Source organism: Deminuibacter soli (genome assembly GCF_003412455.1).
GTDB lineage: Bacteria > Bacteroidota > Bacteroidia > Chitinophagales > Chitinophagaceae > Deminuibacter > Deminuibacter soli.
The window spans coordinates 1-22,582 of the sequence record NZ_QTJU01000011.1; the positions used below are offsets into that span (position 1 = coordinate 1).

Sequence of the window (22,582 nt, forward strand, 5' to 3'; positions counted from 1 at the left end):
ACGCCCTTCTACTAACACAATCCTGTGATCTTATAATTTTACCTCACTTAATCAAAGTCTCCGCTATATAGCGTGGTATACCGGCCAATATTGAAAAAGCCGCCCCAAATACTTTTGAGACGGCCTCATTTTTTATAAAACCATTGAACCATAACACCATAAAGCCATCAACAAGCATCTGTATTGCTCAGTCCCGCTACTGTCTTCGCCACCATAAACCCGCTTGTCCAGGCATTCTGGAAATTGAACCCGCCGGTTATCCCGTCCACATCCATTACTTCACCGGCAAAGAATAATCCGGCCTGTTTTTTACTTTGCATGGTGTTCACATCAATCTCCTGCAGTTTAATACCACCGCAGGTTACAAATTCTTCCTTAAATGTCGTTTTGCCATCTACCGCGAAAGTCTGCCCCGTTAGCAGCTGTATCAGCTTGTTCTGTGCCTTCTGCTGCAATTCTGCCCACCTTATTTCGGCGTCAATATCACTCAGCTGAAGCAGGTACAGCCAAAGCCTGTTAGGCAACCCAAAGGGGTTCTTATGGCCTGTTTTCTGCGTGGCCAGCTGCTGGCGGTAACCCGGCCAGGCATCCTTCAGGGTTTGCTCATTATACCCTGGCAGCCAGTTTACCTGGACTGAGAATTTGTAGTGCACGTCTGCCAGTGCCCTGGCGCCCCAGGCTGATAATTTCAACACCGCCGGACCACTTAATCCCCAATGTGTTATAAGTACCGGCCCCTGCTGCTGCAGTTTGGTACCGGTTATTTTTACCAGCGCATCGGGCACACTTACGCCCATTAAACCGGTAATGGGGTTACCCGGCATATTAAACGTAAACAGCGATGGCACCGGTGTTTCAATAGAATGGCCCAGGGCCTGCAGCCAGTCAAATTGCAGCGCTTTCGGGAAACCACCTGCCGCAATACATAAGTAATCGGCCTGTATGGTAGTGCCTGCAGCTGTGTGCAAGCCAAATCCCGGTTGCAGGCAGGTAACAGATTTCACATCAGTATTCATCCGTATATCTACCTGGTGCGCATTGGCTTCCCGCAGCAGGCAGTCAATAATGGTTTGCGAGCTGTCGGTCACCGGGAACATGCGGCCATCCGGTTCGGTTTTCAGCTGCACGCCGCGTTCGGCAAACCAGCTGATGGTATCCGTTGCATTAAACCAATGAAAGGCTTTTTTCAGAAACTGCTGCCCGCGCGGGTAACGCTGCGCCAGCTCGGGTATTTCAAAACAATGATGGGTAACATTGCAACGCCCGCCACCGCTTACCCGCACTTTCGACAGCAGCTTGGCGGTCTTTTCCAGCAACACCACTTTCAAACCGGGTTGCATACGCGCCGCATTTACGGCGCAGAAAAAACCTGCTGCGCCGCCTCCTATTACTACCAGTGTTTTTGCGTTCTGTTGCATACAAAGCATCCTTTAAAACAAAACAGGCGCGGCGTTCTGCACACCACGCCTGCACTATATATAACCGCTTTTAAGCGAAATAAGACGTATTGAGATTGGCATTGGTTTTCTCCGCAGCCTCGATAATGCTGTAGTCAGACAAAATCAAAGCTTTGCCTTTTTTCACGCACACATCGTGTTCAAAATGCGCAGAAGGTTTGCCGTCGGCCGTACGTATGGTCCAGCCATCATCTTCGGTGTATATTTCTTTTTTACCCAGGTTAATCATGGGTTCAATGGCCAGTACCACGTTTTCGTTGAGTTTGGGGCCGGTGCCGCGTTTGCCGTAATTGGGCACCTGCGGATCTTCGTGCATGCGGCGGCCCAAACCATGGCCTACCAGTTCACGTACTACCCCGTAACCGTATTTGCGTTCAGTATGTTCCTGTATGGCGTAAGCAATATCACCAATACGGTGACCGGCAGTTGCCTTTTCAATGCCCTTATAAAGTGATTCTTTGGTCACCTTTACCAGCTGCAGCACTTCCGGACTTACTTCTCCCATAATAAAGGTATACGCATGTTCACCCACAAAGCCATTACGGGTAATACCGAGGTCAATGGATATCACATCCCCATCCTGCAAAGGCTTGTGGTTGGGAAAACCATGTACCACTACATCATTTACCGATGCGCAGATATTGTAGGGGTAACCGCTGTAACCATAAAAAGTAGGAATGCCTTTATGGTCGGCAATAAAGGTTTTACACAACTCGTCAATCTGTAAGGTCGTCATACCGGGTTTCAGCACCTTTGCCACTTCTGCAAGCATCTGGCTTACCAGTGTTGCATTTTCTTTCATAATGGCAATTTCCGGTTCTGTTTTGTAAATAATCATATTACGCTCCCTGCTCATTAGTAAACTATCAAATGTGTTTATTCCCCTGCGGCTATGCCGCTTAAAAAAATAACCTGCCGGGGGTAGGCCCAACAGGTTACTCATCAATATTGTTTAGTAGAAACTAGTAACTGGCTGTTGTCATAGCCTGGCGTCCCTGTAAACGGCCGCCTTTCATCAGGCCATCGTATTCACGCATCAGCAGGTGTGTTTCAATCTGCTGCAGTGTGTCGAGAATAACGCCCACCATAATCAGCAGTGATGTACCGCCGAAAAAGGTGCTGAAGCCCTGTGTAACCATCAAACGCTGTGCAAAGCCGGGTAAAATACCCACCAGCGCCAGGAAGATGGCACCAGGCAAAGTGATTTTATCCATGATGGCGCCAATGTAATCAGCAGTAGGCTGACCAGGTTTAACGCCGGGGATAAAGCCGTTGTTGCGTTTCAGGTCTTCACTCATTTGCTTGGGGTTAAATATCAGGGCAGTGTACAGGAAGGTAAAACCTATCACCATTACTGCATAGATAATCATGTACCAGGCATTGCTGTGATCGCTGAAAATATGTACGATACCTTTTGCTGAATCGAGGTTAGTGAAAGAGAACAGGGTAGGCAGGAACATAATGGCCTGTGCAAAGATGATAGGCATTACACCTGAGCTGTTCACTTTCAAAGGCAGAAACTGGCGCGCCCCACCGAACTGGCGGTTGCCGATAATCTGTTTCGCGTAGTTAACCGGGATTTTACGAACACCCTGAACCAGGATGATGAGCCCCATGATAATCGCGATCAATACTGCCATTTCTATCAGGAACACGAGCAAACCACCACCGTCTTTTGCAAACTTGGCGGTAAATTCCTGCGCCAGTGATTGCGGGAAACGTGCGAGAATGCCCACCATGATGATGATAGAAGTACCGTTACCTAAACCTTTGTCCTGGATTTTTTCGCCCAGCCACATTACGAATAATGTACCGGCCGTTAATACGATTACAGTAGATACCAGGAAGTAGGGTGCATAGGCGGGAATAATGGCTTCTGCATAACCGGGGCTTTTCAGGTAAGCCACATAAGCGCCTGCCTGGAAAAGGGTAACGATTACCGTGAGGTAACGCGTCCACTGGTTAATTTTTTTACGTCCGCTCTCACCTTCTTTCTGCACTTTGGCCATCTGTGGAATAAGGATGGTCATCAGCTGCATAAAAATGGAAGCAGAGATATAGGGCATGATACCCAGTGCAAGAATAGAAGCCTGTGAAAAGGCGCCGCCTGCAAAGGAATCAAATAAGTTTAAGAGCCCGTTTTTAGAGGTATTGGATTTAGCAGCTGCAAGCAAGTTAGGATTGATACCTGGCAAAACGATATGAGTGCCGAAACGATAAACGGCTACCAGTGCCAGAGTTACAACAATTTTATTACGCAACTCCTCAATACTCCAGATGTTCTTTAAAGTCTGAACTAATTTTTTCACTGAACTGTGGTTAAATTGTGTGTTTCTGTAAAACCAAAAAAGACGCACCTAATCGATGCGTCTGGCAAATATCGTCAAAATTTAATTCAAAACTTCAACTGTTCCGCCGGCAGCTTCAATTGCTGTTTTGGCAGCAGCGCTTACGGCATTTACCTTAAAGGCGATTTTTGCAGTTAACTCGCCGTTACCCAGCACTTTAACTAAATCGGTACGGCTAACCAGACCGTTGATATACAAATTTTCAAGAGAAAATTCAGTGATACCATATTTTTCAGTGATCTGCTGAACCTGCGCCAGGTTAAATACTTTGTATGCTACACGGTTGTTGTTTTTGAAACCGCGTTTAGGGATCCTTCTCTGGATAGGCATCTGACCACCTTCGTGGGCATTTTTACGCTGGTAACCGGCACGGCTCTGACCACCTTTGTTACCTTTTGTAGATGTACCACCTTTACCGCTCGCTTCACCACGGCCCAAACGTTTCTCTTTATGTGTAGAACCTGCTGCAGGTTGTAAATTATGCAGTTTCATATTTTATCGATTTTTACTCAACGGGGAATCTCCCCTCGCTTTATGAATTTGAAAATATTGTATACTGGCTTAATGGTTAGATGGCTGGATGGCTTACAAAGTAAACAATCAAACCATCAAACAATTCAACCATTTATTTTACCTCTTCCACTTTAACCAGGTGGTTTACTTTGGCAACCATACCCAGGATCTGTGGAGTGGCTTCTACTTCTTTAGAAGCGTGCATCTTGTTTAAACCAAGCGCTTTTAAAGTGAGCTTCTGGCGCTCAGGACGGTCGATGCCGCTTTTTACTTGTGTAATCTTAATCTTTGCCATATCCCAAACCCCGAAAGGGGATATTTAAAATTTAAAAAATTATCAGAACGAACGCTTCCCCTACCCGGGGCAGGGGGAGCATACTATCCGTTAAATACTTTCTTCAGCTGCAGGCTGCGGTTTTTAGCTACCTGTATTGGCTCACGCACCAGCGTTAAAGCTTTAATGGTTGCTTTTACCACGTTATGCGGATTGGCTGAACCCAGGCTTTTTGCCAGTACGTCGGTGATGCCAGCGCTTTCCAGTACAGAACGCATGCTGCCACCGGCAATTACACCAGCACCATGAGCGGCGGGTTTAATCAATACTTTCGCTGCACCTGCTTTACCCAGCTGTTCGTGGGGAATAGTTCCGTGCATTACAGGCACTTTTACCAGGTTTTTCTTAGCATCTTCAATGCCTTTGGTAATAGCTTCCTGTACTTCTTTCGCTTTGCCCAGGCCCTGACCTACAACACCGTTCTCATTGCCTACCACTACCAGAGCAGAAAAGCTGAAAGTACGGCCGCCTTTAGTAGTTTTAACTACACGGTTAATGGCAACAACTTTCTCTTTCAGTTCAATGTCGCCGCCGGCTTTAACCTTATTTACGTTTACTTTAGACATTTATATCGATTTATACGATGTTAGATGTTGATTAGAATTGAAGACCACCTTCTCTTGCACCATCAGCAACCGATTTAACACGGCCATGATACAGGTAACCACTACGGTCAAATACAATTTTGGTTACACCCAGCTCAACCGCTTTACGTGCAGCAGCTGCACCAACCAGTTTCGCCTTATCGCTTTTGGTACCGGCTTGCGCCTTGATGTCTTTATCTTTTGTGCTGGCAGAAACCAGTGTTTTACCGTTAACGTCATCAATCAGCTGAACATAAATGTCAGTGTTGCTGCGGAAAACAGATAAACGGGGCTTTTCAGGTGTACCTGAAACAGACTTACGGATTCTGTAGCGGATCTTCTGTCTTCTTAAAACTTTAGCGTCCATTGTTGTTTATTTAAACTCCCCGATACTGCCGGAGAATAATTTGAAAATTTGTGAATTTACCCAACGGGCTCCTTTCGGAGAAAATTTGAAAATGGTAAAGAAAGCATTGCCGCATTTACACACTTTCAAATTTTCAAATTGGCTATTATTTACCAGCAGCTTTACCAGCCTTACGACGGATAAATTCATCGCTGTATTTAACACCTTTACCTTTGTACGGCTCGGGTTTACGCAGACCGCGGATTTTCGCAGCTACCTGGCCCAGCAGTTGTTTGTCGATACCTTCCAGGAAGATTTTGGGGTTCTGACCTTTTTCGGTAGTAGTGCTTACTTTCAGTTCTTTGGGAACTTCGAAAAGGATGTTGTGAGAATAACCCAATGACAAATCGAGCATATTGCCCTGGTTTGCGGCTTTATAACCTACACCCACCAGCTCCAGGTTTTTGGTATAACCTTCAGTTACACCTTTTACCAGGTTAGCCAGCAATGCACGGTATAAACCATGTAAAGCCCTGTGACGGATCTGATCTGTAGGACGGCCAATGTTTACATGACCATCTTTTACTTCTACAACAATATCCCTGTCAACAGCCTGTTTCAGTTCGCCCTTCGGGCCTTTAACGCTAACAACATTATCAGCACCAACTGTAATGGTAACGCCAGCAGGAACGGTGATGGGCTTCTTACCTACACGTGACATAATTAGTTAATTTGAAAAATTTGAAAATTTATTATTCCCGTCAATACTGCGTGTTCAGTTCCGCGTAGAAAACTTAAGTGTCGCAGTACCGTTATATAAAAAGCGATTTGAAAACCTTGCGGTTTTCAAATCGCTGATTCAATACTAGTAGATATAGCACAGAATCTCACCACCAACGTTCTCGGCTTTTGCCTGTTTGTCGGTCATTACACCTTTCGATGTACTAACAATGGCAATACCCAAACCGTTGATTACCCTTTTAAAGTCAGCAGGTTTTGCGTATTGACGCAAACCCGGGCGGCTTACACGTTCCAGGGAACGGATAGCAGGCTGTTTAGAAGTGAGATCATATTTCAGGGCTATCTTGATTAAGCCCTGTTTGTTATCATCCTCAAACTTGTATTTCAGGATATAACCCTGATCATACAGGATTTCAGTCATGCGCTTTTTCAGATTAGAAGCAGGAATCTCAACTATTCTGTGACCTGCCAATTGCGCGTTACGAATCCTGGTCAGGAAGTCTGCTATAGGATCAGTTACCATATTATTTGCCCTCCTACGTCCCGCAAACCAGCGGGATAATTGGAAAAGTTATTTAAAATTTACAATCAGTTGATATCAATAGCCCTCACAAGCCATTCAACACATTTCCGGAGCCGGTGGCTTACCAGCTGGCTTTTTTAACACCCGGAATTTTACCATTCAGTGCCATGTCGCGGAAAGTAACCCTCGAAATGCCGAAGTAACGGATATATCCTTTAGGACGACCAGTTAACTGGCAACGGTTCTTTAAACGAACAGGAGAAGCATTGCGGGGTAATTGATCCAAAGCGGCGTAGTCGCCTGCTTCTTTCAAAGCTGCGCGCTTCTCTGCGAATTTAGCAACCATTGCTTCGCGCTTTCTCTGTCTGGCTTTTACTGATTCTTTTGCCATGATTTATGATTTCTGTTTTCTCCGAAGGAGCCCTTCGGGCAAATGCCAAATCCCAAACAATACTGTGGAATCTGGGATTTGGTATTTGGAATTTTATTGATTGTCTTTCTTGATGTTTTTGAAAGGCATTCCCATTTCTTTCAGCAGTTCGTAAGCTTCTTCATTGCTTGTGGCAGAAGTTACGAAAGTGATATCCATACCAGTGATTTTGCTCACTTTATCGATATCGATTTCAGGGAAGATGATTTGCTCGGTAATACCCAGTGTGTAGTTACCACGGCCATCAAATGCCTTGTCGCTGATACCTTTGAAGTCACGCACACGTGGCAGAGACACGGAGATCAAACGATCCAGGAATTCGTACATCTTTTCACCACGCAGTGTAACGCGGGCGCCGATGGGCATTCCTTTACGCAACTTAAAGTTAGAAATGTCTTTTTTACTCAGGGTAGCTACCGCTTTCTGACCGGTAATGTTAGACAGTTCTTCAACTGCCACGTCTACCATTTTCTTGTCCGCTACAGCGCCGTTTACACCGCGGTTAACGCAGATTTTCTCCAGCTTGGGAGCCTGCATTATGCTTTTGTAGGCGAACTTTTTCATTAAGGCAGGTACAACTTCATTTTTGTACTTGTCTGCCAATCTCGGAGTGTATTTTACGGTACTCATTATTTAATGGCCTCCCCGGATTTTTTTGATATACGAACTAATTTACCATTCTCCCTGGTGCGCTTTACTTTAGCTGCTGCACCGGCTTTGGCATCCCACAGCATTACGTTGCTGATATGGATAGGAGCTTCCTTTTTTACAATACCACCCTTGGTATTCTGGGCAGAAGGCTTGGTGTGTTTAGTGATGATGTTTACACCTTCTACAACCACACGGCCTTTTTCGATGATAACTTCCAAAACCGTACGTGGTTTCTTCAAATCTTTATCATCGCCGGTGATCACCACTACGGAGTCACCTTTTTTGATATTGTATTTAGGTTTAAATCTGTTGCTCATTTGTTGTTGTTTATGGTCAACCCTGTTGCTTAATTCTGTTTACTATCTCTCATTTTCCACCTGGTTCTCGTGTATTCAGGCGGAGTTGAGGGCTTAGATTTGGGGCGGCAAAGGTAAATAATTTTCCCATTCACCACTCATACTATAATACCTCAGGTGCCAGAGAGATGATTTTCATGTAACCTTTATCACGCAGTTCCCTGGCTACTGGCCCGAAAATACGGGTACCTCTTGGCTCGTCAGAGTTGTTGAGCAGTACCACTGCATTGTCGTCGAAACGGATATATGAACCGTCTTTCCTGCGTAATTTGTTTTTGGTGCGTACGATAACTGCTTTAGATACAGTACCTTTTTTAACACCGCCGGCAGGAATGGCATCCTTAACGGTTACCACGATTTTATCACCAATTTTGGCGTAGTCCTGGCCAGAGTTACCCAGTACCCTGATACAAAGCACTTCTTTAGCGCCGCTGTTATCAGCTACATTGAGTCTGCTTTCTTGCTGAATCATCTTTATTAGCTTTGAGCCCTTAGCTTCGAGCTATGAGCAATTAAAAGAATATGGTTTCAGAGGCTGCTGCCGGCTAAGGCCATTGCAAGCAGCTTGGCGCACTAAGTGCAATTATTTCGCTTTTTCTACTACTTCTACCAGTCTCCAGCGCTTTGTTTTGCTCAGCGGGCGTGTTTCCATGATTTTCACGATGTCACCGATAGTGCACTCGTTCTTTTCATCATGTGCATGAAACTTGGTAGTTTTTTTAACGAATTTTCCGTAGATAGGGTGTTTTACTTTTCTTTCTACAGCTACAGTGACAGTTTTTGTCATTTTGTTGCTGCTAACCACCCCGATCCTTGTTTTTCGCAAATTTCTTTCAGCCATTGTTATAATTTTTAGCTTTGAGCTCCGAGCTTATGCCCTGAGCAATGTTGTTCGTCACCTCGTGTATAAGCCAGCGGCCTTGCACTCGAGGCTCACAGCTTTAGTTATTTTGCCAGTTTCCTTTTAGATACTTCCGTTTTTAAACGGGCAACATCTCTTCTCAGGTTGCGGATGGTCATTGGGTTCTCGAGCGGAGAAATTGCGTGTGCAAACTCCAGCTTCTTCAAACGCAATTCATCGTCCTGGATGCGGGCTTTCAGATCCGCTTCGCTCAGATCTTTCAGTCCGTTATTGAATTCAACAGTTTTCTTAGCCATTGTTCTAATTTGAAAATTTGAAAGTTGGAAAATTTGAAAATGTTCACTTCAGCTGTTGTGCCTGTTCGCACATGCACTCCGGCACATCTTCAAATTATCACGTTAGCCCTGTAAGTCTCTTCTTACAATGAATTTGGTTCTGATCGGCAGTTTCTGTGCAGCCAGCAACATTGCTTCCTGCGCAACTTCCGGTGTAACACCGTCGCATTCAAATAAAATGCGTCCTGGTTCTACTACGGCAGCCCAGAACTCAGGGTTACCTTTACCTTTACCCATCCTCACCTCAAGTGGCTTACGGGTAATTACTTTGTCAGGGAATACCCTGATCCAGATATTTCCCTCACGTTTCATAGCGCGGGACATAGACTGGCGGGCAGCCTCAATCTGGCGGTTATTCAACCAGATGGGTTCCATCGCTTTTAAAGCATACGAGCCAAATGCAATGTAAGTGCCTCTTTTGGCAACTTCACGAATGCGGCCTTTCTGCATTTTCCTGTGTTTCGATCTTTTTGGCTGTAACATTTTACCCTCCTGTGCTCCCCTGAAGGAGCAAATATTTTCGTAGAGTGATTAGTTATTGTTTACTATTGGCGCTTCAGGTTAATTTCTTCTGTCGCCACCACGGTTACGATCGCCGCCACGGCCACGATCACCACCGCCTCTTCTGTCTCCGCCGCCGCGACGGTCACCGTCTCTGCGGTCATCGTCCCTTCTTTCCCTTCTCTCGCCACCGGCTTCGTTTTTACCACCGCTAACCAGGTTCGGGTTCAGTTCACGTTTACCGAGTACTTCACCTTTACAGATCCATACTTTGATACCGATTTTACCGTAAACGGTTTGTGCAAACACGTTCGCGTAATCAATATCCATACGGAAGGTATGTAATGGCGTACGGCCTTGTTTGAATTCTTCGCTGCGGGCGATTTCCGCGCCACCCAAACGACCGCTTACTTTAATTTTGATACCTTCTGCACCCATGCGGAGTGTAGAGGCAATCGCCATTTTAATAGCACGTTTGAAGTTGATACGGTTTTCAATCTGCCTGGCAATGGTATCGCCTACAATAGTAGCGTCCAGCTCAGGACGGCGGATTTCAAGGATGTTGATCTGTACATCTTCCTTACCTGTCAATTTCTTCAGCTCTTCTTTGATGCGATCAACCTCGTTACCACCTTTACCGATGATGATACCAGGTTTAGACGTATGGATAGTAACAATCAGTTTACCCAGTGTACGCTCGATCACAATTTTAGCGATACCGCCTTTGTTGATACGGGCATTCAGGTATGTTCTGATTTTGTTGTCTTCGATTAATTTGGCTGCAAAATCTTTCTTGCTGCCATACCAGTTACTTTCCCATCCGCGGATGATGCCTAACCTGTTACCAATTGGATTTGCTTTCTGACCCATATAATGGTTTAATAGGTTTTATTAATTATTTGAATCAACTATTATAGTTACGTGATTGCTGCGTTTACGTACCCTGTAACCACGGCCCTGCGGTGCAGGACGCATGCGTTTCAAAATACGGCCACCATCAACAAAAACTGTTTTTACCACCAGGTTGCTGTCTGCTGCACTGGCACCATTGTTCTTCTGTTCCCAGTTGCTGATAGCACTTTTCAGCAATTTGGCCAAAGGCACCGCATTGTGCTGAGGATGAAATTCCAGAATAGCAAGGGCTTTCTCCACCTGCATTCCGCGGATAACATCGGCTAACAAACGCATTTTACGTGGGCCTGTTGGATAGTTGTTAAGTTTCGCTACTGCTTCCATTTGTATTATGCTTTCAAAGTTTCGGTTTTAAGGCCTAATGTTAACTATAACCTTAAACCTCAAACTTTAAATGTTAAACGATTTATTTTTTAGCGCCTGAATGGCCTTTGAAGTTCCTGGTAGGGGCAAATTCACCTAATTTGTGACCTACCATGAATTCTGTTACGTAAACAGGGATGAACTTGTTACCGTTGTGTACGGCGAAAGTGTGTCCCACAAAATCGGGCGTAATGGTTGAACGGCGGCTCCAGGTTTTGATAACACTTCTTTTGCCTTTGCCTTCGTTAATGGCCAATACTTTGCCTTCGAGTTTAATGTCTACGTACGGACCTTTTTTAATTGAACGAGCCATAGTTGATAGTAAGTTGTTTATTTGTCCCGGCTGTTACACCGGGGCCATTTTAACAAGTTGATTATTTGCTTAATTTTTTACCGTTCCTGCGCTGGATGATCAGTTTGTCAGATCCTTTACCACGTGTACGGGTAATTTCACCTTTAGCGTATTTACCGGTTCTGCTTCTCGGATGGCCACCTGAAGATTTACCTTCACCACCACCCATTGGGTGATCCACGGGGTTCATCGCAACACCACGGTTACGTGGGCGGATACCTTTCCAGCGGTTTACACCGGCTTTACCTGCAGTCTCCAGGTTATGGTCGCTGTTGCTGGCCACACCTACAGTTGCATAACAGCTGATCAATACTTTACGGAGTTCACCGCTTGGCATTTTCAATACTGCATATTTTTCTTCCTTGTTCGCAAGTTGTGCAGAAGCACCGGCGCTGCGGGCCAATTTACCACCCTGACCAGGCTGCATTTCAATGTTGTGAACATTGGTACCCAAAGGCATGTTCTTCATCATTAATGCGTTGCCGATTTCAGGAGCTACCGCGTCGCCGGCTGTTACAGTGGCGCCAACCTGCAGACCCTGGGGGGCAATGATGTAGCGTTTTTCACCATCTGCATATTGCAACAGTGCGATGAAAGCGGTACGGTTTGGATCGTATTCGATAGACACTACTTTCGCAGCGATATCACGTTTGTTACGTTTGAAATCAATGATACGATAGTGTTTTTTGTTACCACCACCGATATAACGCATAGCACGACGGCCCTGAGCGTTACGACCACCTGTGCCGCTGATTGGCTCCAACAAGCTCTTCTCAGGTTCGTTGGTAGTGATTTCAGCGTAGGCATTGCCGATTCTCCAGCGTGTGCCTGCGGTCATTGGTTTGTACTTCTTTAATGCCATTTTTGGTTCTTTTTACCCCTATCCCCTTTCAGGGAAATTTGATTAAAATCTTCAACACTTTGCGGCGGTTGAATCAGCCTTCCTTCCCTGCCCTGCGGCAAGGGGGTTAAATGTTAGCGTACAGGTCAATTGCTTCACCTTCTGCTACGGTTACGTAAGCCTTTTTATAAGCAGGCTTAACACCCTGGATAAAACCGGCTTTTGTAAAGCGGGTTTTGTTTTTACCAGGCACAACCACGGTATTTACCTCCGTTACAGATACGCCATAAAAAGTTTCAACTGCTTTTTTAATTTCCAGTTTGTTGGCTTTGCGGCTTACTTTAAAAGCATACCTGTGCAGTTTTTCCTGCTGGGCGTTTGCTTTTTCTGTCAGGATTGGTTTTACTAAAACTTCGTTCAGTTTCATCTTATCTCAATTTGAGAATTTTGAAAATTGGCGTTCCGGAAATTTCTGATGGCTTCAAGTTCATCTGCACATTTCCAAACCGGCACGTTTACTAGGCTTCTGCAGCAGCTTCATCAACAAATACTTTCGCTGCGTTTTCAGTGATTACCAGAACATCGGCGTTTACAATATCGTACGTGCTGATGTCGGCCAGTAATGTGCTGTTTACAGCTGAAATGTTGCGGAGGCTCAGGTACAGGTTGTCGTTGTATTCAGGTAAAACAAACAAGGTTTTTTTACCGTTAACATTGAGGCTCTTCAATACTTCAGTAAATACTTTGGTTTTAGGAGCATCGTAGTTAATGTCTTCTACAACAACGATGGCGTTTTCTTTTGCTTTGTAAGCCAGTGCAGACATTTTAGCAAGGTCTTTCACTTTCTTGTTCAGCTTAAAGCCATAACCGTGTGGTTTAGGTCCGAAGATAGTACCACCACCTTTATACAAAGGGTTACGGATATTACCTTTACGAGAACCACCGGTACCTTTCTGGCGGTGCAGTTTGCGGCTCGCACCGTGTACTTCAGCACGGGTTTTCACTTTATGTGTACCCTGGCGCTGAGCAGCCTGGTATTGTTTTACAGCCAGGTAGATCACATGATCATTGGGCTCAATACCGAATATATCGTCCGGCAGCTCAATTGACCTACCGGTTTTTTGTCCTTTTGTATTTAAAACTTCTACTTGCATCGTGATCAGATTAAGATTTATTTCTGGATTAAAACGATGGAACCGTTATGTCCCGGGATAGAACCGCTGATTAAGATGTAATTCTTTTCAGGGAAGATTTTCACCACTTTCAGACCTTTGATTTTAACGCGGTCGTTACCCATGCGGCCGGCCATTCTCATACCTTTGAATACACGTGAAGGATAAGAAGAACCACCGATTGAACCCGGAGCGCGCTGACGGTCGTGCTGGCCGTGTGACTGTTCGCCTACACCGCTAAAGCCGTGACGTTTAACAACACCCTGAAAACCTTTACCTTTTGAGGTACCTACCACATCAACTTTTTCACCTTCAGTGAAAATGTCAACGGTAACGGTTTCGCCTAAATTTTTATCCAGAGAATAATCGCGGAATTCTTTTACGAATTGCTTAGGAGCAGTCTGGGCTTTGGAGAAGTGATTAATGTCGCCCTTGGTAGCATGCTTTTCTTTCTTGTCGCCGAAAGCTAACTGTAATGCAGTGTAACCGTCTGTATCCTGAGATTTTACCTGGGTTACAACGTTTGGGCCAGCTTCAATGATGGTGCAGGCTGTCTGCTTGCCATCGGGACTGAAGATGCTGGTCATCCCAATTTTTTTTCCAATAATTCCTTTCATCTTGTTTTGCGGTTTTTGCCCCGCAAGGTTGGAAGGACATCCCTTTTCATTTGCTGCCACTCAATCCTTGGGCAGATTCAAAGGGTTCAATCCCCTGTTTGCCACCGACCTTTTCCTTTGTTCAGCCTGCATCTCACTTTTGAAACGCAATGTTTACCATTCATGAGGTAAACGAAGCCGGGGGAAGTACCGGTGGTAAACAAACCTCGAAGGGCTTGTTTATATTTATATCCTGCCATGGTGTTGGCACCATAACAGCGTGATACTATCTTACATCAGAGCTCTTTTCCCAACCCCACGGGCAGGTTGATTGAGAGATGACAATATAATTTACTTCAAAAGAACTTGCCTGTTGAAAGCCATACACCGTATGGCAACTCATCATGCTTTAATTTCTACCTCAACACCTGAAGGCAGGTCGAGCTTGCTCAGCGCATCTACTGTTCTTGAAGAAGATGTGTAGATATCCAGCAAACGCTTGTGCGTACAAAGCTGGAACTGCTCACGGCTCTTCTTGTTAACGTGCGGTGAACGCAACACGGTAAAAATTTTCTTGTGCGTAGGCAAAGGAATTGGACCTGTAACTACTGCACCAGTACTGCGTACTGTCTTAACAATTTTCTCGGCAGATTTGTCTACCAAGTTGTGGTCGTATGACTGTAATTTGATTCGGATTCTTTGAGACATAACCTTTACCCAGTATTTCCTTTTGGGAGCGCAAAGGTATGTTTATGAATTGGATTATTCAAGATTTTCTGTGACTAATTTTTATAAAAAGCCTTAAAATATGCACATTTCTCCCGAAAATGCAGATCTGACAAGTATTTCAGCGGAAAAACCGGGGTACAATTTACAGCGAAATATTATTGTTTATCAATAACTTATGCAGCATTTACTTCGCCGCAGCAACATCGATGAAAAACCGGTGAACTATTTTTCCGCACTGCGTCAAATTCTTTAGGAAGAGGTGGATTTAAGACATCCCCTCCCTTGTTGCCGGTTAGCTATTAATGGTTCGTTAGCACCCATGAACAAGCCCGCCCGCAAACACATTTTAAGGCCCCTTCCCTGGCATGCCGGTCTTGAGGCAGGCACCCGGCCATCCTAAAAACAAACAGCCCCCCGTTTGATGCGGGGGGCCGTTTAAAAGTATGGAGGGAATTAGTCTTCTACTTTTACTTTGCCTTTGCTCTTAGAAATCACTTCTTCAGCGATGTTGTTAGGAGCAGGGTTGTAATGGCTGAACTCCATGGTTGAAGTTGCACGGCCAGATGACAGTGAACGCAGCTGTGTTACATAACCAAACATTTCGCTCAATGGAACTTTGGCTTTAATCACCTGCAGGTTGGCACGGCTGTCCATACCTTCCAGCATACCGCGGCGACGGTTAAGGTCACCTGTTACATCACCCATATACTGGTCAGGCGTCAGTACTTCCACTTTCATGATAGGCTCAAGCAGTGTGGGTTTTGCTTTGCGGCCAGCTTCACGGAAACCGGATTTGGCACACAACTCAAAGCTCATAGAATCAGAATCCACATCATGGTAGCTACCATCAAATACACGCACTTTCATGTTGTTAACAGGGTAACCTGCCAGTACACCGGTGCTCATTGATGTTTCAAAACCTTTCTGGATAGCAGGAACAAACTCTTTAGGGATAGAACCACCAAAGATATCGTTCACAAACTGGAAGCTTTTGCCTTCGTTTTCTTTCAGCCATTCTGCGTCAGCAGGACCAATTGAGAACTGGATGTCGGCGAATTTACCACGGCCACCAGACTGTTTTTTCAACACTTCACGGTGTTCGATAGTAGTACCGAAAGATTCTTTGTAAGCAACCTGGGGCGCACCCTGGTTAACTTCTACCTTAAACTCACGACGCATACGGTCAATGATGATTTCAAGGTGCAGCTCACCCATGCCACGCAGGATGGTTTGGCCGGTATCTTCATCGGTATTTACACGCAGTGTAGGATCTTCTTCTACCAGTTTAGCAATAGCCATACCCATTTTATCAACGTCGGCCTGTGTTTTAGGCTCAACAGCGATAGCGATTACAGGCTCAGGGATGAACATGTTTTCGAGGGTGATAGGATGATCTTCGTCACACAGGGTGTCACCGGTTTTAATTTCTTTGAAACCTACAGCCGCAGCGATATCACCGGCTTCGATGAAATCGATAGGGTTCTGTTTGTTCGCAAACATCTTCATGATACGGCTGATACGCTCTTTTTTACCGCTTCTTACGTTGAGTACATAAGAACCAGCGTCGAGGTGACCGCTATAACACCTGAAGAATGCCAGGCGACCCACGAATGGATCGGTCATAATTTTGAAAGCCAGTGCAGAGAATGGTTCTTTTGCATCAGCTTTACGTGTGATAGGCTCACCGGTGCTGGGATCGGTACCAACGGTATCTTCGATATCAACAGGTGAAGGCAGGTAACGGCAAACCGCATCCAGTGCAGTTTGTACACCTTTGTTTTTGAAAGAAGAACCACACATCATCGGAACGATGCTCAGGTCGATGGTTGCTTTGCGAATCGCTTCATGCATTTCAGCTTCTGTAATGCTGTTAGGATCTTCAAAGAATTTCTCCATCAGGGTATCGTCGTATTCAGCTACGGCTTCTACCAGGTTCGCTCTCCATTCATTGGCTTCGTCTACCATGTCAGCAGGTACATCGATCTCATCGAATGTCATACCTTCTGTTTCCATGTGCCAGATGATACCTTTCATTTTAATCAGGTCAACCACACCGGTGAAGTTATCTTCTGCACCGATAGGCAGCTGCAGGGGAACCGCTTTGGCACCCAGCATTTCTTTAACCTGGTTAACCACCATCAGAAAGTCAGCACCGGAACGGTCCATTTTGTTAACGAAACCAATACGGGGAACTTTGTAACGGTTAGCCTGGCGCCAAACTGTTTCTGACTGGGGCTCAACACCGTCAACCGCAGAAAACAGGGCAATCAGACCATCCAGAACACGCATTGAACGTTCTACTTCTACAGTGAAGTCCACGTGACCCGGAGTATCGATGATATTGAAATAGTATTTTTTAGTATTGGCGTCGGCTTTACCTTTTACTGTAGGGAAGTTCCACTGGCAGCTAACGGCAGCTGAAGTGATGGTGATACCCCTTTCTTTCTCCTGCTCCATCCAGTCTGTGGTAGCGGCACCATCATGCACCTCTCCAATTTTGTGAATCATACCGGTATAGCGCAGGATACGCTCGGTAGTTGTGGTTTTACCGGCATCAATGTGAGCGGCAATACCAAAATTGCGTTGAAATCTCAAGTCCGCCATAAAAATTTTATGTTTTTAAATTTTCGAGCGGCAAAGGTACTAATTATTACAGATTGTACAGAATTACCCCCGGAATAAAAAATGCTTAAGAATAATTTCACACAGCATTTCACCGTAAAAACATTTAAAGGCCCTTAAAATATGATGCAACCGGCACAATTTGAAGCCCTTAGCAAAAAAATGACGTAACTTATATACTGTAAAATATAATGCCATATGAAACTCCTGAACCATACCGACCGGTGGGATAACAGCGATGGACCCACCATTTTTGACCTGCTCCGCATTTTTTTAGGGGTTGCACTCTTTGCCAAAGGCCTCGAATTTATCCGCTTTAACCAGGCCGTAAGCGATGTGATTGAACAGAGCGGTTTACTGCCTTTTTTGCCTTCCAACCACGTTATGCTGTATATCGTGATCGGCCACCTGCTGTGCGGGCTGCTCATCATTGTAGGCTTGTGCACACGGCTATCCTGCCTGCTGATGCTGCCTGTACTGATCGGCGCTTTTGTGATTACCGTACAACAAAACAACCGGGTGCTTATTCCCTACTCTGACCTCTGGATTGTGGTAACCATGAACATATTGCTGCTATTCTTCCTGCTGGAAGGAGCCGGCGCATTCTCCCTCTGGGAAAGCCTGCACGCGAAGCGGCAGCACTGATCGTAAAAAAACTGCCCCTGCGTCCGTGGAAACGGTGCAGGAGCAGTGCATACCTAATACAGTTGGTAAGCCCCGAAGGCCGCCGGTAAACCCTGACACCCGGCATTAGCCTTCGTGTTTTCAGCAATCATTCAACTTTACCCTCTTCTTACAAAACGTAATATTTTTCTGTAGCCGGCAGCTCGGGCAGTGTTACCTGCTGGTCGCGCAGCAATTGTTTCAGATCCTTTTCAATACCGCGTGCAATCGTGGTTACCGGTGTATCTGTAGGCTTGTTTTCAAACGGATCCTGCAGGTGAATCGCCATTTTTTCAATGAGCAGGAACGAAGCTGCAATCATGGTTACCATGGGAATGGTTACATAGCCAAACACTTCCAGGAAGCCAAACGGCAGCAGCACAATAAAGAACAACATCGCAAAATGAATGTACATGCTGTACGTGGCCGGGAACACGGTATTCTTAATGCGTTCGCTTTTACCCATCGAATCACACAGCCTTGTTAACGTACTGTCCAGCGCCACCTGCTGGTATTCGTTCACCCAGCCGTTCTGCAGCAACGCTACCAGGTCGCGGCCATGCAGGTCGAGTATCGCCGAAGGCTTGTTATCGTAGTGTTTCAGGTGCTCCAGTTCTTTTTTCGATAGCAGCCTGTCTAACCCCTGTAACGCATCTTTCCTGCGCAGTGATTGCCCCAGGCTGTAACACCAGGCTATCTGCCGGTGGATGAATTTCCTGCGCCACACTTCCACTGGCTCTTCCACATTACCATTGCCGGTAAAACTCAACAACTGGCGGGTAAGCGTGCGCGAATCGTTCACGATAGCGCCCCAGATAATGCGCGCTTCCCACCAACGGTCGTACGACTGGTTACTGCGGAAGGCCAGCAGCAGTGAGAGCACTGTACCCAATATCATGGGCACAGCCAGGGGAATGGTAAAGTGTTTGATGTGATAATCCTCGTATAAAAAAGCGATAATGCCTGTATACACCAGGATGATCAGCAGCTCGTAACGTATTTTACCGAGCACATATTTCCATGGAATTCTTTCTTTCAGCAGCATAACTACTCCTTTTCTTTATTTCGTGTTCAATGAATTAGCCGGCCAGCAGCAAATCGGCCAGCAATACTTTTTCTTTTGCGGCTGCGGTTTTTACAGGCAGTTCCAACACCGGTACGCGGCATTTTTTCAGCAATGCAGCCAGGTCAACGCTTTGCGGATCGGCCATAGGTTTCAGACCATCCGAAGGCAACACCACCAGCCCGATATCGTTTGCGTCCAAAAAATGCTGCACTACCCTGCGGTTGTTGCCATACACAAACTGCACTGTTAATTGCTCCAGTACTGATGCATATTTGTTTTCTATGATTTGACAGGCATTGGCAAATGCCGGGGTTACCATTTCGTTGTGTTCGTTGCGTTTACCCAGGAACAGCAGGTCGAGAATACCTGTAGGCATTTCCATGCCATGCAGTAACGTAATGTGTAACCGGCTGCCGGGAAAATGCGCTGCCACCTCGCCCACCAGCTGCAGCGAGCCAATGGTAAAATCTGTTGGTATTACAATGCGTTTCATCCTGTTTCTATTTTAGAATACAAGTTTCCGGCGCACTTATTAGAATGGCTTTAGAGAGAGATTAGAAAGAGATTAGAATGTAGTTTTTCTGTTCCTCATGCAATAGGCAGGGTAACCTGCACAATGGTGCCCTGGTTTTCTACCGAGCTTACAGCTATATCGCCGTGATGCATGCGTAAAATGTTGCGGGTAAGCGGCAAACCAATACCATAACCCTTGAATGACAATGAATTAGATGCCCTGAAAAACGGATCAAAAATAAACCGCAATTCTTTTTCAGGAATACCGATGCCCTGGTCTTTTACAATGATGAGGATATTTTCACGCGTGGCCGTGAGCGCCAGCATTACAGGCTTGCCGCTGCCGGAGTATTTGCAGCCGTTGAGCACGATATTGCTGATGGCCAGGTTCAGCAACTGGTGGTTGCCCACTGTGGTTAATTTGGTATCATCTTCCGGCATCAGGCTGTAATCAATATGCAGGCGGTTGGGATAAATTTTGTGTACGGCCTCCTGCACCGAAAGTAGCAGTTCATCTACCCTTACCGGTTCAAGCTGCAGTTTCTGGCCATTAAAGCCGGTTTGCGCCAGGCTTAACAGCGAGGTGGTAATGTGGTTCAGGCGCTCGGCTTCTTTCAGAATAATGCCCAAAGCTGCCCTGTACTGCGCTTCATCGCGCGATTTGGCAAGGGCCAGCTCTGTTTCGCCGATAATGGCTGTCAGGGGCGTTCGCAGCTCGTGCGAGGCATTGCTCACAAAATTGCGCTGCGTATCAAAAGAAGTCTCCAGGCGGTTAAGCATGTCGTTAAAAGTCTCGGCCAGCGCACATATTTCGTCGCGGTTGCGATTGTCTGTTTCCAGGCGCAGGTGCAGGTTGTGCGTGTTAATATCATTTACCTGGCGGCTGATATTCCGTATCGGCTTCAGTACCTCGTTCGAAAACAGCCAGCCTACCGAGGCAGCGGCGATAATGGCTACGCCCAATCCCGTGAGCAGGATATTGCGCAGGTTGCTCAGCTGCTGGCTGCTGTATTCATTTTTGGCTGCAATCACCACCATGTGCGTGGGATTTTTCTCGGGATACAGCAGGGAAGCATAAAACAGGTCGCCCTTGCGGTAAAATGCCTTTTCCTCAGCAAGGGTTTGTTTGTATAACTGCTGCGGAAACTGCAGGGAGTGTTTGGTTAAGCTGTCAAGTGCCACAATGTATTCCTGCTCTGCCGGCAGGCGTTCGAGGTGCTCTTTCCTTATTTCGTTGTACAGCGACACATTGTTTACATCGCTGTCGAGATTGGCTTTGGCGGCTATAATGGCGCGTATTTCGAGACGTTTATAAAAGTCGCGGAAAGAGTAACGATTGGCGAAATAGTATACAGCCCCGCTCAGCAGCAGGATAATGGCAACTGCCAGCAGGGTAAACAGCAGGGTTATTTTAATTTGAATCTTCATGATCGTATACCTCTTTCAGTACATAGCCCATGCCTACCACGGTGTGTATTAGTTTGGGACTGAAATGCTTGTCAATTTTACGGCGCAGATAATTCACGTATACATCCACCACATTGGTGCCCATGTCAAAATTTACATCCCACACATTTTCGAGGATTTCCATGCGGTTGAGCACACGCTTTTTGTTTTGCAGCAGGTATACCAGCAGGCGGAATTCAGTGGCGGTGAGGGTGATGGAACGGCCATTGCGCTGTACGGTTTTGCCATCGAGATCAACCTGCAGGTCTGCCAGTTGCAGCATATTGGCAGCTGGTGTGCCCGGCTGTCCGCTTCTGCGTGCAAGTGAGCGGATGCGGGCCAGCAGTTCAGCCAGCTTAAAGGGCTTTACCAGGTAATCATCGGCCCCGCTATCGAGCCCGTTCACCACATTTTCTGTAGCGCTAAGGGCGGTGAGCATGAGCACCGGTGTTTGTGTGTTTTGTGTGCGGAAACTGCGGCACAGTTCTATGCCATTGATGCCGGGAAGCATTACATCGAGCAGCAGCAGGTCAAAAGTATGTGCCAGCGCCATTTGAAGGCCGGTGTTGCCATCCATGGCCAGCGCTACCTGGTGACCGGCTTCGAGCAGGCCACGCTGAATAAAGGAGGCAACAGCAGATTCGTCTTCAACCAGCAGGATGTTCATAGGCAACCAAATTAAGCAGCGCATTGCAAAGTTGGCGCGGTTGGGTAGCGAAAGGCGCTTTTATGTTAAAAGTTTAACGTTTACTGTTAATGCGGCTCCACCTTCCTGCGCGCTTCTCCGGACATAACAAAACAGCCCCGGAAACGGGGCTGTTGGCAATATAGTAAAGTTGTAAGACCTTATAGGACTTAGATTCTGAAGTGAGAGAACGCTTTGTTGGCTTCAGCCATACGGTGCGTATCTTCTTTCTTTTTGAAGGCAGCGCCTTCACCTTTGCTGGCTGCGATGATTTCGTTTGCCAGTTTGTCGGCCATTGTACGACCATTTCTTTCACGGCTGTAACGGATCAACCATTTCATGCTCAGTGAAATTTTACGGTCAGGACGAACTTCTGTAGGGATCTGGAAGGTAGCACCACCGATACGACGGCTGCGTACTTCTACGGCAGGTGTAACGTTGTTTAATGCTTTTTTCCAGATTTCATAACCATCTTCGTTAGTGATTTTGCTCACTTTGTCAATTGCGTCGTAGAAGATGATGATAGCAGCACTTTTTTTACCGTCCCACATTAAGTTGTTCACAAAACGGGTAACTGCTTTATCGTTGAAACGACCATCGGGAGCCAATGGAAGCTTTTTTGCTTGTGCTTTACGCATTGT

The 22,582-nt window shown here is 46.0% G+C and carries 31 protein-coding genes; 1 reads left to right on the top strand and 30 read right to left on the bottom strand.

The genetic code is table 11. The features are described from left to right. Positions 1-167 precede the first annotated feature (167 nt). From DXN05_RS21010 to fusA, 25 genes are all read right to left on the bottom strand, one after another. Positions 168-1,418: a BaiN/RdsA family NAD(P)/FAD-dependent oxidoreductase gene (locus DXN05_RS21010; RefSeq protein WP_116849271.1), complete on the bottom strand. Its 1,251-nt coding sequence runs from the start codon at positions 1,416-1,418 to the stop codon at positions 168-170. A gap of 70 nt (positions 1,419-1,488) precedes the next feature. After that, positions 1,489-2,313, bottom strand: a complete 825-nt coding sequence (map, locus tag DXN05_RS21015; protein ID WP_317125883.1) for a type I methionyl aminopeptidase — start codon at positions 2,311-2,313, stop codon at positions 1,489-1,491. A 106-nt stretch (positions 2,314-2,419) separates the two neighbouring features. Then, a complete protein-coding gene (secY, locus tag DXN05_RS21020) occupies positions 2,420-3,766 on the bottom strand; it encodes a preprotein translocase subunit SecY (RefSeq protein WP_116849272.1) in 1,347 nt (448 codons plus the stop codon). 81 nt (positions 3,767-3,847) lie between these two features. Then, entirely contained in the window at positions 3,848-4,297 is a 450-nt protein-coding gene (gene rplO / locus DXN05_RS21025; protein WP_116849273.1) for a 50S ribosomal protein L15, read from the bottom strand. Positions 4,298-4,430: 133 nt separating this feature from the next. Next, positions 4,431-4,613 carry a 50S ribosomal protein L30 gene (gene rpmD, locus DXN05_RS21030; RefSeq protein WP_116849274.1) on the bottom strand — a complete coding sequence of 61 codons (183 nt, stop codon included), beginning with the start codon at positions 4,611-4,613 and terminating at the stop codon, positions 4,431-4,433. 83 nt (positions 4,614-4,696) lie between these two features. Then, entirely contained in the window at positions 4,697-5,218 is a 522-nt protein-coding gene (gene rpsE, locus DXN05_RS21035) for a 30S ribosomal protein S5 (protein ID WP_116849275.1), read from the bottom strand. Between the two features lie 31 nt (positions 5,219-5,249). Continuing rightward, positions 5,250-5,603, bottom strand: coding sequence for a 50S ribosomal protein L18 (rplR, locus tag DXN05_RS21040; protein WP_116849276.1), 354 nt, complete (start codon positions 5,601-5,603; stop codon positions 5,250-5,252). A gap of 145 nt (positions 5,604-5,748) precedes the next feature. Beyond that, the gene (rplF, locus tag DXN05_RS21045; protein ID WP_116849277.1) at positions 5,749-6,303 is read right to left on the bottom strand and encodes a 50S ribosomal protein L6; all 555 of its coding nucleotides are present in this window, start codon (positions 6,301-6,303) and stop codon (positions 5,749-5,751) included. Between the two features lie 144 nt (positions 6,304-6,447). Next, a complete protein-coding gene (gene rpsH / locus DXN05_RS21050; RefSeq protein WP_116849278.1) occupies positions 6,448-6,846 on the bottom strand; it encodes a 30S ribosomal protein S8 in 399 nt (132 codons plus the stop codon). Positions 6,847-6,967: 121 nt separating this feature from the next. Further along, on the bottom strand, positions 6,968-7,237 hold the full coding sequence (rpsN, locus tag DXN05_RS21055; protein WP_116849279.1) for a 30S ribosomal protein S14: 270 nt from the start codon (positions 7,235-7,237) through the stop codon (positions 6,968-6,970). Positions 7,238-7,330: 93 nt separating this feature from the next. Continuing rightward, on the bottom strand, positions 7,331-7,906 hold the full coding sequence (rplE, locus tag DXN05_RS21060; protein ID WP_116849280.1) for a 50S ribosomal protein L5: 576 nt from the start codon (positions 7,904-7,906) through the stop codon (positions 7,331-7,333). Then, positions 7,906-8,244: a 50S ribosomal protein L24 gene (rplX, locus tag DXN05_RS21065; RefSeq protein ID WP_116849281.1), complete on the bottom strand. Its 339-nt coding sequence runs from the start codon at positions 8,242-8,244 to the stop codon at positions 7,906-7,908. Before rplX ends, rplE begins: the two co-directional genes overlap by 1 nt. Before the next feature lie 142 nt (positions 8,245-8,386). Beyond that, a complete protein-coding gene (gene rplN, locus DXN05_RS21070) occupies positions 8,387-8,755 on the bottom strand; it encodes a 50S ribosomal protein L14 (RefSeq protein WP_116849282.1) in 369 nt (122 codons plus the stop codon). Positions 8,756-8,866: 111 nt separating this feature from the next. After that, positions 8,867-9,124 carry a 30S ribosomal protein S17 gene (gene rpsQ, locus DXN05_RS21075; protein ID WP_116849283.1) on the bottom strand — a complete coding sequence of 86 codons (258 nt, stop codon included), beginning with the start codon at positions 9,122-9,124 and terminating at the stop codon, positions 8,867-8,869. Positions 9,125-9,228: 104 nt separating this feature from the next. Continuing rightward, positions 9,229-9,441 carry a 50S ribosomal protein L29 gene (rpmC, locus tag DXN05_RS21080; protein ID WP_116849284.1) on the bottom strand — a complete coding sequence of 71 codons (213 nt, stop codon included), beginning with the start codon at positions 9,439-9,441 and terminating at the stop codon, positions 9,229-9,231. A gap of 102 nt (positions 9,442-9,543) precedes the next feature. Beyond that, positions 9,544-9,963 (bottom strand): 50S ribosomal protein L16, encoded by a 420-nt coding sequence (gene rplP, locus DXN05_RS21085; RefSeq protein WP_116849285.1) that lies wholly within the window; start codon positions 9,961-9,963, stop codon positions 9,544-9,546. A gap of 78 nt (positions 9,964-10,041) precedes the next feature. Next, entirely contained in the window at positions 10,042-10,851 is an 810-nt protein-coding gene (gene rpsC, locus DXN05_RS21090) for a 30S ribosomal protein S3 (protein WP_116849286.1), read from the bottom strand. Between the two features lie 21 nt (positions 10,852-10,872). Next, a complete protein-coding gene (gene rplV / locus DXN05_RS21095) occupies positions 10,873-11,217 on the bottom strand; it encodes a 50S ribosomal protein L22 (RefSeq protein WP_116849287.1) in 345 nt (114 codons plus the stop codon). A gap of 82 nt (positions 11,218-11,299) precedes the next feature. Continuing rightward, a complete protein-coding gene (rpsS, locus tag DXN05_RS21100) occupies positions 11,300-11,569 on the bottom strand; it encodes a 30S ribosomal protein S19 (protein WP_116849288.1) in 270 nt (89 codons plus the stop codon). A 61-nt stretch (positions 11,570-11,630) separates the two neighbouring features. Beyond that, a complete protein-coding gene (gene rplB / locus DXN05_RS21105) occupies positions 11,631-12,470 on the bottom strand; it encodes a 50S ribosomal protein L2 (RefSeq protein ID WP_116849289.1) in 840 nt (279 codons plus the stop codon). Between the two features lie 106 nt (positions 12,471-12,576). Further along, positions 12,577-12,876 carry a 50S ribosomal protein L23 gene (rplW, locus tag DXN05_RS21110; protein ID WP_116849290.1) on the bottom strand — a complete coding sequence of 100 codons (300 nt, stop codon included), beginning with the start codon at positions 12,874-12,876 and terminating at the stop codon, positions 12,577-12,579. Positions 12,877-12,967: 91 nt separating this feature from the next. Continuing rightward, positions 12,968-13,603 (bottom strand): 50S ribosomal protein L4, encoded by a 636-nt coding sequence (rplD, locus tag DXN05_RS21115; RefSeq protein ID WP_116849291.1) that lies wholly within the window; start codon positions 13,601-13,603, stop codon positions 12,968-12,970. A gap of 17 nt (positions 13,604-13,620) precedes the next feature. Beyond that, positions 13,621-14,238 (bottom strand): 50S ribosomal protein L3, encoded by a 618-nt coding sequence (gene rplC / locus DXN05_RS21120; RefSeq protein WP_116849292.1) that lies wholly within the window; start codon positions 14,236-14,238, stop codon positions 13,621-13,623. Positions 14,239-14,619: 381 nt separating this feature from the next. Beyond that, positions 14,620-14,925: a 30S ribosomal protein S10 gene (gene rpsJ / locus DXN05_RS21125; protein WP_116849293.1), complete on the bottom strand. Its 306-nt coding sequence runs from the start codon at positions 14,923-14,925 to the stop codon at positions 14,620-14,622. A 474-nt stretch (positions 14,926-15,399) separates the two neighbouring features. Continuing rightward, on the bottom strand, positions 15,400-17,550 hold the full coding sequence (fusA, locus tag DXN05_RS21130) for an elongation factor G (RefSeq protein WP_116849294.1): 2,151 nt from the start codon (positions 17,548-17,550) through the stop codon (positions 15,400-15,402). A 216-nt stretch (positions 17,551-17,766) separates the two neighbouring features. On the opposite strand from fusA, the gene DXN05_RS21135 reads away from it, so the two are divergent. Next, positions 17,767-18,213 (top strand): DoxX family protein, encoded by a 447-nt coding sequence (locus DXN05_RS21135; protein ID WP_116849295.1) that lies wholly within the window; start codon positions 17,767-17,769, stop codon positions 18,211-18,213. 148 nt (positions 18,214-18,361) lie between these two features. Here the strand turns inward: DXN05_RS21135 and DXN05_RS21140 are convergent, their stop codons facing one another. The 5 genes from DXN05_RS21140 to rpsG all read right to left on the bottom strand — a co-directional run bounded on the left by DXN05_RS21140 (position 18,362) and on the right by rpsG (position 22,579). Next, positions 18,362-19,276, bottom strand: a complete 915-nt coding sequence (locus DXN05_RS21140; RefSeq protein ID WP_116849296.1) for a bestrophin family protein — start codon at positions 19,274-19,276, stop codon at positions 18,362-18,364. Between the two features lie 34 nt (positions 19,277-19,310). Continuing rightward, a complete protein-coding gene (locus tag DXN05_RS21145; RefSeq protein WP_116849297.1) occupies positions 19,311-19,790 on the bottom strand; it encodes a hypothetical protein in 480 nt (159 codons plus the stop codon). 95 nt (positions 19,791-19,885) lie between these two features. After that, positions 19,886-21,238 carry a sensor histidine kinase gene (locus DXN05_RS21150; protein WP_116849298.1) on the bottom strand — a complete coding sequence of 451 codons (1,353 nt, stop codon included), beginning with the start codon at positions 21,236-21,238 and terminating at the stop codon, positions 19,886-19,888. Next, the gene (locus tag DXN05_RS21155; protein WP_116849299.1) at positions 21,222-21,923 is read right to left on the bottom strand and encodes a response regulator transcription factor; all 702 of its coding nucleotides are present in this window, start codon (positions 21,921-21,923) and stop codon (positions 21,222-21,224) included. The genes DXN05_RS21150 and DXN05_RS21155 overlap by 17 nt, the downstream gene beginning before the upstream one ends. Positions 21,924-22,111: 188 nt before the next feature. After that, positions 22,112-22,579 carry a 30S ribosomal protein S7 gene (rpsG, locus tag DXN05_RS21160; RefSeq protein ID WP_116849300.1) on the bottom strand — a complete coding sequence of 156 codons (468 nt, stop codon included), beginning with the start codon at positions 22,577-22,579 and terminating at the stop codon, positions 22,112-22,114. Positions 22,580-22,582: the final 3 nt, after the last annotated feature.